The sequence below is a fragment of the Nonomuraea sp. NPDC050394 genome (assembly GCF_044459065.1).
Taxonomy (GTDB): Bacteria; Actinomycetota; Actinomycetes; order Streptosporangiales; family Streptosporangiaceae; genus Nonomuraea.
Genome location: NZ_JBITIO010000023.1, coordinates 26,781 through 43,900, shown reverse-complemented (window position 1 = coordinate 43,900; position 17,120 = coordinate 26,781). Strand labels below are relative to the sequence as shown.

Here is a 17,120-nt window from a genome sequence, read left to right as displayed (position 1 = left end):
CACATGAAGTGCGCTCGAACATTACGTACGCGATGGCCCCCGCTGGCCCGCCGCTTGGTGCGCGCGTCGCCGGGCCGCGGAGTCCTCGCGCCACCCCACTTGGTCAGTCTTACAAAGTTGCCTTGCCTTGACAAGAATCTCCAACCATTATGTCGAGATCCGTTTAATAGGCGCAAACGGTTTTCTTCCCCTATTTGTGCGTGCGCCTATTCCTATTAAGGGCGGGGAGAATTCAGGAAGTGCCCGTGGGCACCTGCCGCCCGCCCGCCGGCGTACCGTGCGCACGGGTGCGCCGGGGCAGGAGCGGGACCAGCGGGATGGCGGCGAGGAACACCCCGGCGTTGTACAGCAGGGTCTGCCAGGTGGCGCCCGCCCATGCCGCCGGATCGCGCGGTCCAGGACCGACCAGGCCGAAGAAGATCGCGCCGACGACCGCCACGCCCACGGCGGTGCCAAGCTGGATAGTGGCATTGGCCACGCCGGACCCGGCCCCCGCGTCACGGGCGGGAACTCCGGCCAGGACCAGGTCCACCAGGATGGGGACGACCAAGCCGGAGCCCATGCCGGCTGCGAGGAGGCAGGCGAAGACCTGCCAGGAATTCAGGGCGCCGCCGTGAAGCCGGAGCAGCACGATCAGTGCTCCCATTCCCGCGGCCATGACGGCCAGACCGAGGGCGATGAGCCGGCGGCCGGCGATGGCGCCGTACCTGATCGCGAGGGTGGCGGTGAGGCCGAGGCCGATCGTCCAGCCCAGGCCGGTCAGCGCCATGCGCAGGGGAGTCCAGCCGTGTGCGATCTGGAAGTTCCAGACCAGCACGATCATGTACGACATGATGCCGGAGAAGACGAGCGCCATCAGGATGGAACCGGCGACGAACGACCTGTTGCGCAACAGCGCCGGTGGGACCAGCGGGGAGAAACCCTCCCGGCGGAACTGGCGCAGGCCGAAGACCGTGAACACCGGCAGCGAGGCGGTCATCGAGACCACCGCCCATTGCGGCCAGCCCAGCTCGTGCCCCTGCACCAGCGGGAACATCAGCATGACCGAGGCGAGCCCGAGCAGCAGCACGCTCGGGACGTCGAGGCGCAGCGGCCGGTCGGACTTCGACTCGGGCACCATGCGCGCCGCGCCCGCGAAGGTGAGCACGCCGATCGGGACGTTCACCCAGAAGATCCAGCGCCAGCCGGGCCCGGCGGTGAGCAGGGCGCCGACGACGGGTCCGGCGACCGAGGCGAGCGGGACGACCACGCCGAGCAGTCCCATCGCCTTGATGCGCTCGGGCGGCCGGAACATCACCTGGATCACGGACAGCACCTGCGGCACCATCAGCGCCGCGAACGCCCCCTGCGCCACCCTCGCGCCGGCCATCATCTGGCCGCTCTGGGCGAGGCCCGCCAGCGCCGACGCGACGGTGAACCCCGCGACCCCGATGAGGAAGACCTTCCTGCGGCCCGCGATGTCCCCCAGGCGCCCCCCGGTGACCAGGAGCAACGCGAACGCGAGCGCGAAACCGGCCAGGATCCACTGCTGCAGCGAGACGCCCGCCCCCAGTTCGCGCTGGATGTACGGCAGGGCGACGTTGACGATCGTCACGTCGAGCTGATTCATGAACATGGCCGTGAGAACGACCAGGAGTGCGAGCCACCTTCGGGGGAATGCCGTGCGACTTTCGGTGGCCATGTGACCCTCTTCTACAGCATCTTTCGACGCGGAGCTGCGGACATATCTACCTATAGTGTCGTGGGTGACTAGAGCCCGGCTCAAATCCTGCTGGAGCCCATTTCCCGGGTTCAGAGGGTGAAAGGCGTCAATATCCATTTAGGAGAAATAGCCGGTCATGGTGGATTTCTTGGTGATTGTCTAGCCTGATTTCCGCTGGTTCAGGAGGATCGCCAGAGCCGGTATCGCCCCCGGGTGCCCGCCGGGCGCGCCGGGCGAGGTGGGGGGACGGCGGTGCCGCTGGCCTGCCTTTATGACGGCAAGTCCCTCATTGTGTGATGAAACGATGACAACGCCGGTGAGCACTGGATTCGCCTGATTGCCTGACGGCCATGCGATCGACGAATCTCTTCCAGAACATCTGGTTTGCCCAAAAGCAGGCCGGTCGCCGCCGTACCGTGGCGGCCGTGACCGTGACGGCCGTGGTCATGCTCGCGGGGTGTGGCACGGCGGCAGGCGACGGACAAGCGACGGCCAAGCACACGCCGCGGGCCGCGACCGACGTCCGAGTGCTGTGGATGGGCGACTCCATCGCAGGCACGCAAGCCCCGGCCCTGGAAGCGGCGTTGAAGGCCGGTGGAGTGGCGTTCAAGAACGCCAGCTCCGAAGGCGGCGGCACCGTCGTCGCCGGCGACCACCCGGTGACGAGCATGATAGCCGCCGACACCTGGAAGGCGCTGAAGCAGGACCTCTCCTCCTTCCGCCCGACGGTGATCGCCTACCAGCTCACCGGCTACGACTGGGGCACCGCCCGCCAGCAGCTGTCGGCCTATCAGAAGCTCGCCCGGACGGCCAAGGACGCCGGTGCCCGGCTCGTGCTGGTGTCGGCGCCGCCGTTCAAGATCGACGAATTCTTCAAGCCGCACGAGGCCGCGATCAAGAGGGCACCCGCGATGGCCGCCAAGGCCGCCGCAGGCGCTGACGCCCGCTATCTGGACGCCTCCGAGCTGTGGGGCGGCGACCACACGGCCGGCAAGGCCCAGCGTGCCAAGGACGGCATCCACTCCTGCCAGCAGGGGTCGGCGGCCTTCGCCACCTGGTTCACCAAGCAGCTCGGCGAACTGGCGGGCTTCACCCCGGCCGCCCCCGCCGTCTGGGCCACCGGGTCATGGACCGGCGACGAGCGGTTCGTCAAACTCGGCTGCGGCTGATGGCCGCGACCCCTCGCCGCGCGCACATCGGCGCGCTCGACGGGCTGCGCGGGCTCGCCGTCGCCGCGGTCCTGCTGTTTCACGCCGGGCACCTGGACGGCGGGTTCCTGGGCGTCGACCTGTTCTTCGTCCTGTCCGGCTTTCTGATCACCGGCCTGCTGCTGGACGAGCTCGGCCGACATGGCCGCCTCGATCTGGCGGCCTTCTGGGCGCGCCGGGCCCGCCGCCTGCTGCCCGCGCTGACGCTGATGGTGGTGGCGACACTGCTGCTGGCTTGGGCGTTCGCCAGGCCGGACATGCTGAGCTCCGCGCTGCGGGACACGCCGTGGGTGGCCGCCCAGAGCGTCAACTGGCACTACATCGGCGAGCGGATCGGCTACTGGGACGCCTCCGGCACCCGCCTGTTCGCCCACTTGTGGAGCATCGGCGTCGAATGGCAGTTCTACCTGGCCTGGCCCTTGATCGTCGCCGTGGCCGGGCGGGGGCGGGGCGGGCAGCGGCGGGTCGCGCTCGTCGCGGTCGCCGGCGCACTTGTCTCCCTCCTGCTCATGATCAGGCTCGGGGCGGCGGTGGACACCACCCGCGCCTACGAAGGCAGCGACACCCGGGCGTTCTCACTGCTGCTCGGCGCCGCCGCCGCCACCGCGCCGGCACGGGACGCCGTGGCCCGCCTGCCGCGCACGGTCACGGACGTGATCTGCGTCCTGCTGCTGTGCGGGCTGGGCGCCTCGTGGGTGGTGACCGCGGGGGAGAAGGCGCCCGGCCTGTTCCAGGGAGGGATGTTCGCCCACTCCCTGGGTAGCGCCGTGCTGATCGCGCTGCTGTCCCACGTGCCGGACGGGCGGATGGGCCGGGCGATCGGCAGCGCGGTGCCGCGCCGGCTCGGTGAGCTGTCCTACAGCCTGTACCTGTGGCACTGGCCGATCTATTTGCTGCTGCCGCGCCCGGCGCCCGGCGGCTGGGCCTGGAGCTGGGCCTGGACGGTCGCCGCGATCGGGCTGTCGCTGCTGGCTGCGGTAGTCTCGAAGACCGCCGTCGAGGATCCGGTACGGCTGCGCGCCGGATGGGCCACCGGGCGGCGCGGATGGGCGGCGCTGGCCGTCACGGCGGTGACCGCGGCGGGGCTGTGGGCGGCGATTCCGCGACCGGTGCCGGGCGCCGGGACGGTGGACCTGAGCAGACTCGACCAGTTTTGACCGCACCGATCATGCTGGAGAACAGGAGACGACAGATGCCGGGGGTGCTGTGCCGCACGGTCGCCGTCATGGTCGCGGCGGCGACGCTGGCGGGCTGCGGGATCACCGACACCGACGCCCACCCCGCCGGTCAGGTGGTCCGGGGCAGCCTGACCGCGAGCGGCAGCAGCCTCCTGCGGGTGTACTTCGTCACGCCGCAGGGCACCTGGCCGGTGTCCCGCCCGGCCCTGGCGGGCGACCGGTTGCCGCAGGCCATGAAGGCGCTGTGGGCGGGCCCCACGGCCGGCGAGCGCGCCCGGGGGCTGATCACGCACCTGCCCGCGGCGGCGCGGCCGATCCAGGCCCGCGCCACGGAGGGCGGAGCGGAAGTGCGCCTGCCGTGGCTGGTGCGCGACTTGCGGAGCGTGGCCGTGAGCCAGATCGTCTGCACGGCCGCCGCGGCGTCGGACGGCGGTGGCGATGCCGTCATCGAGGTCCTGGAGCCCGGCATGGGTGACCACCCCTGGCAGGTCAGATGCGACGAGAACGGGACAGCCGAACCCACCGGGCGGGGAGGCTTCTCATGACCCGGGTCCTGCTGATCGAGGACGACCCGGCCGTACGCCGGGGCGTGAGCCTCGGCCTTCGCCACCACGGGCACGAACCCGTGGCGGTGACGAGCGGGGAGGACGGGCTGGCCGAACTCGTCGCCGGCGCCCCCGACATCGTGCTGCTCGACCTGATGCTGCCCGGCATGAGCGGCCTGGAGACCTGCCGCCGCATCCGCGCCTTCAGCCAGGTGCCCATCGTGATCCTTTCGGCGCGCGACGACGACGTGGACATCGTCGTGGGCCTGGAGGCGGGTGCCGACGACTACGTGATCAAACCGGCCAGCGGCGAGGTCATCGAGGCCCGCATGCGCGCGGTGCTGCGCCGCACCGCACCGCCGGCCTCCGGCAACCAGGCGCGCACCACCCAAGGCGACCTGCTCATCGACCGGGTCGCGCTGCGCGTGCTCAAGAAGGGCGCACAACTCGCGCTGGCGCCCACGGAGATGAAGCTGCTGTTGTTCCTGTCGGCCGCGCCCGAGCAGACCTTCAGCCGCCAGCAACTCCTCGAACAGGTGTGGGAGCACACCTTCCACGGCGACTACCGGCTGGTCGACGCGTGCGTCATGCGGCTGCGGGCCAAGATCGAGGACGATTCCCGCAATCCCCGCTACATCCAGACCGTACGTGGCTTCGGTTACCGGTTCGGCCCGCTGTGATCCGGCTGTCGCTCGCCCGCGGTCTGCGAGCGCAGCTCGTCGCGGCGTTCTTCCTGGTCTCCGCGCTCAGCGCGCTGGTGGCCGCCGCGGTCACCTTTCACCAGGGCCGCACCGCGATCGTGGAACGTGCCCAGGCCGACGCCCTGCAGGAACTACGCGCCCACCTCACCGCCCGTACACCCGACCTGCCCGCCGAGCCGGCCGTGGCGGACCTGCGTGCCCTCGCCCTGCAACTGGACCGCGCGATGGGCACGCGCGGATGGCGCACCGCCCTGTCCTATCGCGGCGGCCCGCTCGTCACCGCCGGGGCGCAGACACCGCCGCTGCCCGCGCCGCTGCGCTCCCGGGCGGCCACGGCGACCACGGCGCTGGCCCAGCGCTTCCACCACGTCCGGTCGCCCTGGCTGGCCGTGGCCCTTCCCGTCACCGCCGCCGCGCGCCCGGACGGTCCCGCACCGCTCGTCGTCTTCGCGTCCTTCCCGCTGACCTCCCAGCAGCAGGACGTGGACACGCTGGCCGCCGCCGCGCGCGCCGCCGCGCTGCCCGTCGCCGTGGCCTCCATCGCGGCCGCCCTGCTGGCGGCGCGCCGGCTGCTGCGGCCGGTCCGGCGGCTGCGTGCGGCCGCCGTGCAGATGGCCGGCGGCCGCCTGGACACCCGGGTGAACGTCACCGGCGAGGACGAACTCGCCGACCTCGGCCGGACCTTCAACACGATGGCCGCCACGCTCCAGGCCGACGCCGACACGCTGCGCGCCATGGAGGCGCGGGCCCGCAGGTTCGCCGCCGACGTCTCCCACGAGCTGCGCACCCCGCTCGCGGCCATGAGCGCGGTGACCGAGGTCCTCGACGCCGACGCCGCCGGCGGCAGGCTCGCGCCGCTCACCGCCGAGGCGCTGCACCTGGTCTCCGACGAGACACGCAGGCTCGCCCGCCTCGTCGAGGACCTGATCGAGGTGTCACGGTTCGACGCCGGCGCCGCCGTACTTCACCTCGACGAGATCGACCTGGGCGAGCTCGTCACCAACACGCTCGCGCTGCGGCACTGGCAGGAGCGGGTCCGCACCGAGATCCCGGCCGGGCTGCGCGCCCGCCTCGACCCGCGCCGCGTGGACGTCATCCTGGCCAACCTCGTCGGCAACGCGCTGCGGCACGGCGGCGCGGCGGCGTCGGCACTCATCCAGGCACAGGCCGACACCGACCGGCTCGTCGTCATCGTCTCCGACGACGGGCCCGGCATTCCCGCCGGCCTGCTGCCGCACGTCTTCGACCGCTTCACCAAGGGCGACGCCGCCCGCGCCCGGACCGAGGGCAGCGGCCTGGGCCTGGCCATCGCCGCGGAGAACGCGCGCCTGCACGGCGGCATGCTCACCGCGGCCAACAGCCCGCGGGGCGGGGCCGTCCTGACCCTCACCCTGCCCATCACCCCGGGAAGTGGCGGGACGAGGCCACCGATAGGCAGCGACGATCGGTCAGATAGGTAGCGGCTCTTGGACGCCGGCCTGACGGGCCTGCTCGAATCGGTACCATCCACTGTCGAAGCCCTGTGAAGGAAAGCATGAGCGTCCCGCTGCCCGGCATGTTCGCATCACGCACCATCGACGTGGACGGCGTCGCCATCCACACGGTCGTCGGGGGTGACGGGCCGCCCGTGCTGCTCCTGCACGGCTACCCGCAGACGCACCTCATCTGGCACGACGTGGCCCCGGCGCTGGCGTCCCGGCACACGGTCGTGCTGACCGACCTGCGTGGGTACGGCGACAGCGCCAAGCCGGAGCCGGTCACCGACGACGTCTACTCCAAGCGGGCGATGGCCGCTGACCAGCTCGGCGTGATGCGGGAGCTGGGATTCGACCGGTTCTCCGTGGTGGGCCATGACCGGGGGGCGAGAGTGGGCCACCGGATGGCCCTCGACCACCCCGGCGCCGTCGAGGCGCTCGCCGTCCTGGACATCGTGCCGACCCGGCACACGTTCGCGCACGCCGACGCCGCCTTCGGCCTCGGCTACTACCACTGGTTCTTTCTCGCCGCCGGGAATGGCATCCCCGAGCGGCTGATCGGCAACGATCCCGGGTTCTGGATCCGCAGCCGGATGACGGCACGGCATTCCGGCGGCGCCGCCTACGACGAGGCCGCGGTCCGGGAGTATGTGCGCTGCTTCTCCGACCCCGCCGCCATCGCCGCGTCGTGCGCCGACTACCGGGCGGCGGCCGGCGTCGATCTGGAGCATGACGAGGCCGACGCCGCGGCGGGCCGCCGCGTCCGTTGCCCGGTGCTGGCGTTGTGGGGCGAGCACAGCTTCGTCGGCCGCGCCTATGACGTCCTGAAGGTCTGGCGGGAGTACGCCGATCACCTCGGCGGTACGGCGCTGCCGAGCGACCACTATCTCCCGGAGGAGGTTCCTTCGCTGGTCACCGCGGAGCTGGCGGCGTTCCTGGCCGGGGCCTGAGACAGGGCCCCGGCCGGGAGGGCCCTCAGGACCAGCGCTCCCCGCGCAGGGCCTTGCGGGCCAGCTCCATCTCCAGCTCGATCTTGCCCACCACACCGTCGTTGCCGACGGGTCCGTGCCCGCCCTCGAAGAAGCGCAGCAGCACGTCCCCGCCGGCGGCGCGCAGCCGCCGCGCGTACTCCTCGGCCTGGCGGGCCGGGGTGCGGGTGTCGTGGCGCCCCTGGTTGATCAGCACCGGCGCCCGCACGTCCTCGACGTAGGTCATGGGTGAGCTCAGCCGGAACCGCTCTTCGGCGAGCTCGGGCCGCCCGCCCAGGAACCCGCGCCAGGCCGCCTGCAGGGCGGGGTGCATGTCCTCGTAGGCGAGCTTCCAGTCGGCCAGCGCGATGAAGGCGAACCCGCCCGCGAACAGGCCGGGGAGCCGGCCGAGTGAGAGCAGCGTCAGGAAGCCGCCGTAGGAGGAGCCGCGGATGAACACGGCCGAAGGGTCGGCGACGCCCTCGTCGACCAGCCACCGCCAGGCCGCCTCGACGTCCTCCAGCTCGCGGTCACCGACGGCTCCCCAGAACCCCTCGCGGAACGTCCGGCCGAACGTGACGGACCCCCGGTAGTTCAGCGACGCGTAGGCGAAGCCCTCGGCCAGCCACGCCTGCGCCGCGGGATGGTATCCGCCCACGTCGGCGAGGTTCGGGCCGCCGTGCACCCGCAGGACAAGCGGCACCGGCCCGCTCGCGCCCCGCGGCGCCGCGACCCACAGCTGCAGCGCGGTCCCGTCCTTGGAGGTGACGGTGACCGAACGCGTCGGGATGCCCGGCACGACGTCGCGCGGGGCCATGACACCGCGCGGCTCGCTCTGGCCGCGCTCCAGGGACAGCATCTCGAACGGCAGGTCGGCGCGCTGGCGCAGCAACCGGATCTGACCACCGGGCCCGTAGTGCGAGCTCCACTGGTTGGTCACCGCGCACGCCACCTCGGGAGAGAAGTAGGCGCCGTCGGGGTGGGACACGCGCAGCAGCCGGCCGGCCTCCAGGTCGTACTCGTAGACGCGGTGGAGGCCGCCGTCGACGTGGACGAGCAGCAGCCGGGCGCCGTCGTCGGACCAGTCGAGCGGGACGAGTTCGCCCGCCAGCCCGGGTGCCTCGACATCGGTCCGCTCACCGGTGAGGGGGTTCCATATGGCGGGCCGCGCGTACCCGGTGCGTTCGGTGCTGAGCAGCATCCGGGGGTCCCCTGCGACCGGCGAGAACCGGACCCCGCGCACGGGCGCGAGCGGCCCGTCGGAGACCGACGCCAGTACGGCGCCGCCGGAGGCGTCGAGCACCGTGACGGCGAAACGGCGGATGCCGGGGTTGTGGTCCGTGGTGTCGATGCTCGCCAGCGTTCCATCGGCGGAGACCAGGCTGTTCCAGGCCTCGTTCCTGCTGCGGTACAGCCGGTGGGCTCCTGCCTCGGTGAGGTGGTAGAGGGTGAATCCCTCGTCGGTGACCGTCGCGATGACGACCGCCGAGCCGTCGCGCGCGACGTCGATGCCGCGCAGCGTGTAAGGAGGCAGCCCGGGGGTGAGGTCGACGGGTTCGCCGTCGGCCGGGCAGGACCACAGATGGCCGACCTCGCCGCCGTCCTCGTCGTGCAGCACCAAGATGGAGCGCCCGTCGGCGGCGGGCAGCGGGTTCGCGACGTGCGGCGGCAGGCCCGGTACCCGCACGGTCTCGCCGGTGGCCGGATTCCAGAAGGACACCTCGGCGTCGCTGAGGCCCGCCGCGTAGATCATTTCGAGGTTGAGGTCGCCGGGACAGGGACGGATGTCCTGGATGATCGGCGTGTTGAAGCGGTCGCGCCAGGCGTCAGAGGACATGGATCAACTCCGGTTTGTGACAGGCGACGCCGTGGCCCCGCGCGTCGGTGACGAGCGGGGGGACCTCGGCGGCGCAGATCGGGCTCGCCTTCGGGCACAGGGTCCGGAAGCGGCAGCCCGACGGGGGGTCGGTCGGGCTCGGTACGTCGCCGGTCAGGATGATCCGGCGGCGGGCGCGCTCGGCCCGCGGGTCGGGGATCGGCACCGCCGACAGCAGCGCCTGGGTGTAGGGGTGGCGGGGACGCTGGTAGAGCTCGTCCGGCGGTCCTTGCTCGACGATCCGGCCGAGATACATGACGGCCACCTCGTCGCTGGCGTGCCGTACCACCGACAGGTCGTGCGCGATGAGGAGGTAGGTCAGCCCGAGCTGATCCTGGAGGTCTTCCAGGAGGTTGATGACGCCGGCCTGGATGCTGACGTCCAGTGCGCTGACCGGCTCGTCCAGCACGATCACGTCGGGCTCGACGGCGAGCGCGCGGGCGATGCCGACGCGCTGGCGCTGCCCTCCGGAGAACTCGTGCGGGAACCTTCCGGCGTGCAGGGGGTCGAGCCCGACGAGCTCCAGTAGTTCGGGGACGCGCCCGGTGTCCAGGCCGTGGGTTTCGAGGGCCTCGGTGAGGATCGCCCGGACGGTCATGCGGGGGTTAAGCGAGGCGTACGGATCCTGGAACACCATCTGGATGCGCCGCCGCGACCGGCGCAACCGGTCGGACGGCAGCGCCGTGAAGTCGGTGCCGTCGAGGAGCACCTGGCCCGACGTCGGTTCGACGAGCCGTACCAGGCACGCGGCCAGCGTGGACTTCCCGCAGCCGCTCTCCCCGACGAGCCCGAGCGTCTTGCCGCGCTCGATCTCCAGCGACACCCCGGAGATGGCCTGCACGGTGCCGGACCGGCGGCGGAACGCCCCGTTGCGCACGGGATAGGTCTTGACCAGGTCCGTGACCCGCAGCGCCGTCATCGCGGCCGCACCTCCTCCAGCTCCGCCGCACGCAGGCAGGACGCCGTGTGGCCGTCACCGATCAGGACCGGCGACGGGACCGTCGTGTCGCACAGACCGGCGCGGGCGTGCTCGCAGCGCGGATGGAACGGGCAGCCCGGCGCCCGCGAGGGCTGGCCGGGGATCTGGTAGAGCCGCTCGCCGTGCCGGGCGTCGAGCCGGGGGAGCGAGGCCAGCAGACCCCTGGTGTAGGGGTGTGCGGGCGTGTAGAAGATCGGTTCGACGGCGGCCTCCTCGGCCTTGGTGCCCGCGTACATCACCAGCACCCGGTCGGCGACACCGGCCACCACGCCCAGGTCGTGGGTGATCAGCATGAGCGCGGTCGCCGTGCGCCGCTGGATCCGTCTGATCACGTCGAGGATCTGCGCCTGCACGGTCACGTCGAGGGCGGTGGTCGGCTCGTCGGCGATGAGCAGATCCGGTTCGTTGGCGATGCTCATCGCGATCATGACGCGCTGCCGCATGCCGCCGGACAGTTCGTGCGGGTACTGGCTCGCGCGCCTGGCCGGCGAGGGGATGCCGACCAGGTCGAGGAGCTCGACCACCCGCTCACGCAGCGCGGCGCGGGTGACCGACGCGTCGTGCACGCTGATGGCCTCGGCGATCTGCGCGCCGACGGTGTGCACGGGCGTGAGCGCGGTCAGCGCGTCCTGGAAGATCATCGCGATGCGGCTGCCCCGCAGGGTACGCAGGTCGGACTCGGAGCGGCTCAGGAGCTCCTCGCCGCGGAACCGGATCGACCCCGTGACCAGGGCGCGGCCGGGCAGGATCCCGAGCACCGCCATCGACGTGACGCTCTTGCCCGAGCCCGACTCGCCGACGATGGCGAGCGTTTCGCCGGGCGCGACGGAGAACGAGAGCCCGGTGACGGCCGCGACCGTGCCGCCGTCCGTGGGGAGCCGGACGGTGAGGTCGTCGACCTCCAGCAGGGCGTTCACGGGCGTGCTCCCTTCGGGTCGAAGGCGTCTCTGAGGCCGTCGCCGAGGAAGTTGATGGCCAGCGCCGTCAGGAGGATGAACAGGCCGGGGAAGTACAGCAGGTAGACCTTGCCGGTGCCGATCAGCCCGGACGCCTGGCTCAGCAGGTTGCCCCAGCTGGACTCCGGAGGCTGCACGCCGTACCCCAGGAAGGAGAGCGTCGATTCGACGATCACCGCGCTCGCCGCGCCGAGGGAGGTGCTGACGGCGATGACACCGGTGAGGTTGGGCAGGATGTGCCGCACGATGATGCGCCACTTCGTCACGCCCAGCACGGTGGCCGCGGCGATGTACTCCTTCTCCCGCAGCGACAGCACCTGGCCGCGGACGATCCTGGCGACGGTGGTCCAGCCGATCGCCGCCAGCACCGGGACGATCACGACGGGGGAACGGCCGGCGCCCTGGAGCACGACCGCCAGGACCACGATCGCGGGCAGGACGATGAACAGGTCCGTGATCCGCATGATGATCTCGTCCGTCCAGCCGCCGAAGAAGCCCGCCGCGGCTCCCAGCGCGGTGCCGGCCACGGTGGCGAGAACGGCGACGCACAGGCCGATCGCGAGTGAGATTCGCCCGGCGTACAGGAGTTCGGTGAGGTAGTCGCGGCCCAGCTCGTCGGTGCCGAACCAGTGCGCCGCCGACGGCGGCACGGGCCCGAGCATCAGGTTCTGGGCGCCGCGCTCGTAGGGGGCGATCAGGTCGGCGCCGAAGCAGCCGAGGAGCAGGAGCACGAGCACCGCGAGCCCCGCGACGGCCAGACGGTGGCGCAGGAACCGCCGGCGGGCCAGTCGCCACGGGGTGAGTTCCGGTACGGTCGCCGCGGTCATCGCAGTCTCACTCTCGGGTCGAGTACGGCGTAGGCGAGGTCGGCCAGCAGGTTGAACACGATCACGACCACCGCGACCACGAGCGTCCACGGCACGAGGACGAACACGTCGCCCGCGAGCAGGGAGTCGAGGAACAACCGGCCCATGCCCTGGATGGCGAAGATCTGCTCGGTGACGACGAGCCCGCCGAACAGCAGGCCGGCGTCCACGGCGGTGACGCTGACAAAGGGACCGAGCGCGGTGCGCAGGGCGTGCCGCGTGACGATCCGGCGTTTCGGCACTCCCTTGGCCCGCGCGGTCCGCACGTACTCGCTGGTGAGGGCGTCGAGCATCGTGGCCCGGGTGAACCTGCTCCAGCTCGCCACCAGGCCCACGGTCAGCGTCAGCACGGGCAGGACGAGATGGCGCGCGTAGTCGAGCGGGCCGCCGCCGTCGGGGGAGTGCAGGCCCACGAAGTAGAGCGGGGGATCGGTCAGGCCGAGCAGTTCCTGCGGCCAGGCCGCGAGGATCTGGATGAGGATCAGCCCGAGCCAGAACGGCGGCATCGCGACCCCGAGGTAGGACAGCCCCGTGAAGGCCAGGTCGCCGGCGGAGTACTGCCGCACCGCCGAGTAGACGCCGACGGCCAGCGCGATCACCGCGGCGACGAGGACACCCCAGACGATCAGCTGCAGGGTGGTGCCGAGGGCGGGCAGGATCAGGCCGTGGACCGGGCCCGCCGTACGCGAGCTGACTCCCCAGTCGCCGGTGACGAACCGCGTGAGCCAGTGCCAGTACTGCACGGGGATCGACTGGTCGAGGCCGAGGCGCTCGGCCGCGCGGGCGAGCGCGCCGGGGTCGCGCCCGCCGCGCAGTTTGGCCAGCGGGTCGAAGGCGATCCTGACCGCCCAGAAGAGCAGGAAGGAGGCGATGAGGACGACGGGTACCGAGTAGAGCAGCCGCCGTGCGAGGTAGGCGAACATCGGCGGGTCAGCTCGCCAGGCCCCATTGGGCGAGGTTCCAGAACGGACCGCGCGCGGGGTCGATGGCCAGCGGGCCGCCGATCTTGTTGTTCCACAGCAGGATGTTGGGGATCACGTCGAGCGGCAGGAGGGCGGCCGAGTCGGCGAGAAGCTTGTCCGCCTGGCGGGAGATGCCGACGCGCTTGGTCTCGTCGAGAGATGACGCGGCCGTGTCGAGCACCTTGTCGAGGCCGGGCAGGTCGATGCGTGACATGTTGAGCCCGGAGCGGCCGTTGTCCTCGGTGGGGATCGCGCTCGACGAGAAGGACGCGGCGAGCGAGGGCTGGGGGAAGGTGTCGACGAGGGTCCACAGGCCCATCTGGAAGTCGCCCTTGGGGAGCTTGCTCGCGAACAGGTCCGTGGCCGAGGTGTTGTCGATCCTCACCTCGAAGCCGGCGGCGCGCAGTTGCTCCTGCAGGATCTGCTCGGTCAGCTCGCGGCGCTTGTTGCCGGTCATCGTGCTGACGGAGAACGCCGCCCGGTTTCCCGCCTTGGCCCAGATGCCGTCCGAGCCCTTGGCCCACCCGTCTCCCCGCATCAGGGAGCCGACCTTGGCGAGGTCGGGGGTGTACTGGGCGAAGTCGGTGCCGCCGTAGCGGCCGACGAGCGGGGTGTGCGCGCTCTGGGCGGGTTCGCTGACGCCGAGCGCGCCGTACAGGCGGGTGACGACGGCCTTGCGGTCGATCGCGTGCGAGACGGCCTTGCGGAACGTCACGGAGTCGAAGGGCGCTTTGGCGTTGTTGAACCAGATCGCTTCAAGGTTGCCCGACTCGGGATCGACGATCGAGCTCGCGTTGGGCAGCCCGCTCTTGATCTGGTCGATCGAATCGAGCTGGGGCGTGGGGTAGAGCGCGTCGAGCTGGCCGGTCTTGAACGCCTGGAACGCCGCCGCGGTGTCCGCCGTGAACTGGAAGGTGACCTTGTCGAGCTTGGGTTTGTCGCCCCAGTAGTTCGGGTTCGGCACGAGGACGGCCGAGACGCCCTTCGTCCAGGACTCGATCTTCCACGGGCCACCGCTCCAGGTGTAGCCGTCCTTCATCAGGGCGCTGCGGTCCTTGCCCTTGAGCAGGTGGCTGGGGAGCAGGCCGCTGCCGTCGCTGAACAGGCCCTTCCAGCTCGCGTACGGGGCGTCGAACGTGACGACCGCCGTCTTGGGATCAGGAGTGTCGACCTTGGTGATGTGGCTGTATCCGGTCCGGTTCAGGACGTCCTTGCCGTCGCGGATCGCCAGTGCCGTATAGGCGAAGTCCGCCGACGTGATCGGCTCGCCGTCCGACCAGACGGCCGCCGGGCTGATCCGGTAGGTGACCTTCTGCGGCGGTCCGGCGGCGACCTCGGGTTCCGATGCCATGACGTTCGTGGCCGCGAGCCCCCACGTGCCGTCGGCCTTCCTGGGCTCGAACACCCGGGGGATCGTCGGGATGTCCATGATGAACGTGCCCCAGATCGAGGTGGCGCAGCTCGCGATCCAGTCGGTGCAGTCCGGTTCCTGCTCGGCGCCGATGACGATGCTTCCCCCCTGACGCACCGGCGCGGCCGTGGCGGTGCGGGCATCGGACTTCAGGGCCGTGCCGGTGCCTCCGCTCGTGCACGAGGCCGCGAGGAGGGCGAGGGCGGCGAGCCCCATTGCTCCGAGTCTGAACCTGGTGCTCATGCTCTGACCTTTCTGGGGGGTGATGAAAGGGAGAGTATGGGCAAGTCAGAACCCAGGCAAGGGTATTAGGCATGTTTCTAGTCATTCGCGTTGACTATGCTTTAGCCCGTCACTGCGATCAGGTGGTGCGAAAATGCGTGCACCGGCAGACGAGGGAGGCTTTGGTGGCATCAACGCGCCAGTCGAAGGAGAAGGGTTCCAAGAGGGAGGCGCGGCCACGCCGCGCGCGTGACAGCCTCAACCGGGAGGTGATCCTCGCGGCCGCCGAGAAGATCGCTCTGCGCGACGGCCTGGACGCGCTGACCTTCCAGGAGCTCGGAACCGAGCTCGAGGCCCACCCGACCTCGCTGTACCGCCATTTCAAGGACAAGGACGAACTGCTCCTCGAACTGGTCGACGGCCTCAGGGCGCGCTCCTACGGCGGCACCGTCACGCCCACCGACGACTGGCGGGCCGACCTGCGCGACATCGCCCAGCGGGTGCGCGAGCACTACCTCCGCTACGCGCCGTTCGCCCAGCAGATGGTCATGCGCACCACCCGGCGGCCCACGGAGTTCTCCAGCGTCGACTTCACCCTGGACGCCGTCCGGCGGGCCGGAGTCGCCGACGAGGAGGTAGCGGTCGTGCAGCGCGCGTTCGGCAGCTTCGTGCGTTCCGTGGCGAGCCTGGAGGCGGCCGTCCACGCGCTCGACCCGGAGGTCCGGCGCAGGGACGAACTCGCCTGGCAGGTGGAGTACCGGCAACTGGACGCCGGCACGTACCCCGCCATCGCCCATCACGCCGACCGGCTCCCGAGCCTCGGCGGCCCGTCCGCCTTCGACGTCGGCCTGGAGATGATGCTGGACGCGATCGAGGTACGCGCCGAACGGTCACGAGCGCGTCAGCGTGCCGATCAGGGCGGCGACGAGCCGGGCCCGGTCGGCGAGTGAGGCCAGGTCGACCCACTCGTGCTCCGCGTGGGCACCGTCCCCCAGCGGGCCGAGCCCGTCGAGCGTGGGGATGCCCAGCGCGCCGGTGAAGTTGGCGTCGGACGCTCCTCCGGCCGCGACCTCTTCGGGATCGGGTAGTCCCAGATGGGACGCGGCCTCGCGGACCGCCGCGTACAGTTCCCGGGAGCTCGCCGGCTCCAGCGGCGGACGGTTGATCTCGCCCTCGACCCGGACCGCCGCTCCCGGGACGGTGGGGGCGAGCGCGCGCAGGCGCTCGTCGACGCGCGCCAGCTCCGCCAGTTCCCAGGCGCGGACGTCCACGCGCAGGTGCGCCTGCGCGGGCACGGTGTTCGTGGCGGTGCCCGCGCGCGCGACCGTCGGGGTGACCGTCGTGCCACGCCCGGGGTCGGCAAGCTCCGACACCGCCACCACCTGCGCGGCCAGTTCGAGCAGTGCGTTGACCCCGCGTTCGGGCTCCAGCCCCGCGTGGGCCGCTCTGCCGGTGATCTCCACGCTGTAGAACGCCCCGCCCTTGCGTGCCGTCTTGACCGCTCCCGCCTGACTGGGTTCCAGCACGAGTACGGCGTCGCGGGCCCCGGCCATCTCCTCGACCAGTGCCCGCGAGGTCGGCGAGCCGATCTCCTCGTCGCCGGTGATCAGGATGCTCACGGAGCCGGGATCGCGGCACCCGGCGAGCGCGGCGAACGCCGTCACGAGCCCGGCCTTCATGTCGAAGACCCCCGGACCGTACGCGCGACCCCCTTCGGCGCGGAACGGGCGGCGGCCGGTGGTGCCGAGCGGCCACACCGTGTCGGCGTGGCCGAGCAGCAGCACCCCGCCCTCGGTGAGTGGGCGCCACAGCAGGTGGGGGGTGCCGCCCACCGTGACGATCTCCGCCGGCCTGCCGAGCGGCGGTTCTCCCCAGGAGCGCATCAGGGCGTAACAGCCCTCCAGGCCCTCCGCGTGACCGGAGGGCGACTCCACGGCCACCAGGGCGGACAGGCGCTCGAACAGCACGGCGTGATCCATGGCCGGAACTGTAGTCATGCGCATTGACTATCTCAAGGGCTAAGAGTATGACCTGCCGCTGGCTCTTGCGCGGTGAGCGCGGTGAGGATGCC

The 17,120-nt window shown here is 71.4% G+C and carries 15 protein-coding genes; 7 read left to right on the top strand and 8 right to left on the bottom strand.

Annotated elements, in window-relative coordinates:
• Window positions 1–232 precede the first annotated feature (232 nt).
• Window positions 233–1,615 (bottom strand): MFS transporter, encoded by a 1,383-nt coding sequence (locus ACIBKY_RS49855; RefSeq protein WP_397108809.1) that lies wholly within the window; start codon window positions 1,613–1,615, stop codon window positions 233–235.
• A 437-nt stretch (window positions 1,616–2,052) separates the two neighbouring features.
• Here ACIBKY_RS49855 and ACIBKY_RS49850 point away from each other — a divergent pair, with 437 nt between their 5' ends.
• From ACIBKY_RS49850 to ACIBKY_RS49825, 6 genes are all read left to right on the top strand, one after another.
• Window positions 2,053–2,871 (top strand): SGNH hydrolase domain-containing protein, encoded by an 819-nt coding sequence (locus ACIBKY_RS49850; protein ID WP_397108807.1) that lies wholly within the window; start codon window positions 2,053–2,055, stop codon window positions 2,869–2,871.
• A complete protein-coding gene (locus ACIBKY_RS49845) occupies window positions 2,871–4,067 on the top strand; it encodes an acyltransferase family protein (RefSeq protein ID WP_397108805.1) in 1,197 nt (398 codons plus the stop codon). The genes ACIBKY_RS49850 and ACIBKY_RS49845 overlap by 1 nt, the downstream gene beginning before the upstream one ends.
• 35 nt (window positions 4,068–4,102) lie before the next feature.
• Window positions 4,103–4,633 (top strand): hypothetical protein, encoded by a 531-nt coding sequence (locus ACIBKY_RS49840; RefSeq protein WP_397108803.1) that lies wholly within the window; start codon window positions 4,103–4,105, stop codon window positions 4,631–4,633.
• The gene (locus tag ACIBKY_RS49835; protein ID WP_397108801.1) at window positions 4,630–5,313 is read left to right on the top strand and encodes a response regulator transcription factor; all 684 of its coding nucleotides are present in this window, start codon (window positions 4,630–4,632) and stop codon (window positions 5,311–5,313) included. The genes ACIBKY_RS49840 and ACIBKY_RS49835 overlap by 4 nt, the downstream gene beginning before the upstream one ends.
• Entirely contained in the window at window positions 5,310–6,794 is a 1,485-nt protein-coding gene (locus ACIBKY_RS49830; RefSeq protein WP_397108799.1) for a sensor histidine kinase, read from the top strand. The genes ACIBKY_RS49835 and ACIBKY_RS49830 overlap by 4 nt, the downstream gene beginning before the upstream one ends.
• Window positions 6,795–6,868: 74 nt before the next feature.
• On the top strand, window positions 6,869–7,759 hold the full coding sequence (locus ACIBKY_RS49825) for an alpha/beta fold hydrolase (RefSeq protein WP_397108797.1): 891 nt from the start codon (window positions 6,869–6,871) through the stop codon (window positions 7,757–7,759).
• Between the two features lie 25 nt (window positions 7,760–7,784).
• On the opposite strand, the gene ACIBKY_RS49820 is transcribed toward ACIBKY_RS49825, so the two are convergent.
• Genes ACIBKY_RS49820 through ACIBKY_RS49795 form a run of 6 tightly spaced genes read right to left on the bottom strand, consistent with a single transcriptional unit; the run spans window position 7,785 to window position 15,070 of the window.
• Window positions 7,785–9,614, bottom strand: a complete 1,830-nt coding sequence (locus tag ACIBKY_RS49820; protein ID WP_397108795.1) for a S9 family peptidase — start codon at window positions 9,612–9,614, stop codon at window positions 7,785–7,787.
• Window positions 9,604–10,572 carry an ABC transporter ATP-binding protein gene (locus ACIBKY_RS49815; RefSeq protein ID WP_397108793.1) on the bottom strand — a complete coding sequence of 323 codons (969 nt, stop codon included), beginning with the start codon at window positions 10,570–10,572 and terminating at the stop codon, window positions 9,604–9,606. Before ACIBKY_RS49815 ends, ACIBKY_RS49820 begins: the two co-directional genes overlap by 11 nt.
• Window positions 10,569–11,549: an ABC transporter ATP-binding protein gene (locus tag ACIBKY_RS49810; RefSeq protein WP_397108791.1), complete on the bottom strand. Its 981-nt coding sequence runs from the start codon at window positions 11,547–11,549 to the stop codon at window positions 10,569–10,571. The genes ACIBKY_RS49815 and ACIBKY_RS49810 overlap by 4 nt, the downstream gene beginning before the upstream one ends.
• A complete protein-coding gene (locus ACIBKY_RS49805; RefSeq protein WP_397108789.1) occupies window positions 11,546–12,415 on the bottom strand; it encodes an ABC transporter permease in 870 nt (289 codons plus the stop codon). The genes ACIBKY_RS49810 and ACIBKY_RS49805 overlap by 4 nt, the downstream gene beginning before the upstream one ends.
• Window positions 12,412–13,377 (bottom strand): ABC transporter permease, encoded by a 966-nt coding sequence (locus ACIBKY_RS49800; protein ID WP_397108787.1) that lies wholly within the window; start codon window positions 13,375–13,377, stop codon window positions 12,412–12,414. Before ACIBKY_RS49800 ends, ACIBKY_RS49805 begins: the two co-directional genes overlap by 4 nt.
• 7 nt (window positions 13,378–13,384) lie before the next feature.
• Window positions 13,385–15,070: an ABC transporter substrate-binding protein gene (locus tag ACIBKY_RS49795; RefSeq protein WP_397108785.1), complete on the bottom strand. Its 1,686-nt coding sequence runs from the start codon at window positions 15,068–15,070 to the stop codon at window positions 13,385–13,387.
• A gap of 164 nt (window positions 15,071–15,234) precedes the next feature.
• On the opposite strand from ACIBKY_RS49795, the gene ACIBKY_RS49790 reads away from it, so the two are divergent.
• Window positions 15,235–15,999 carry a TetR/AcrR family transcriptional regulator gene (locus tag ACIBKY_RS49790; protein WP_397108783.1) on the top strand — a complete coding sequence of 255 codons (765 nt, stop codon included), beginning with the start codon at window positions 15,235–15,237 and terminating at the stop codon, window positions 15,997–15,999.
• On the opposite strand, the gene ACIBKY_RS49785 is transcribed toward ACIBKY_RS49790, so the two are convergent.
• The gene (locus ACIBKY_RS49785) at window positions 15,940–17,028 is read right to left on the bottom strand and encodes a M20 family metallopeptidase (protein WP_397108781.1); all 1,089 of its coding nucleotides are present in this window, start codon (window positions 17,026–17,028) and stop codon (window positions 15,940–15,942) included. The two genes, ACIBKY_RS49790 and ACIBKY_RS49785, sit on opposite strands and share 60 nt — an antisense overlap.
• Window positions 17,029–17,120: the final 92 nt, after the last annotated feature.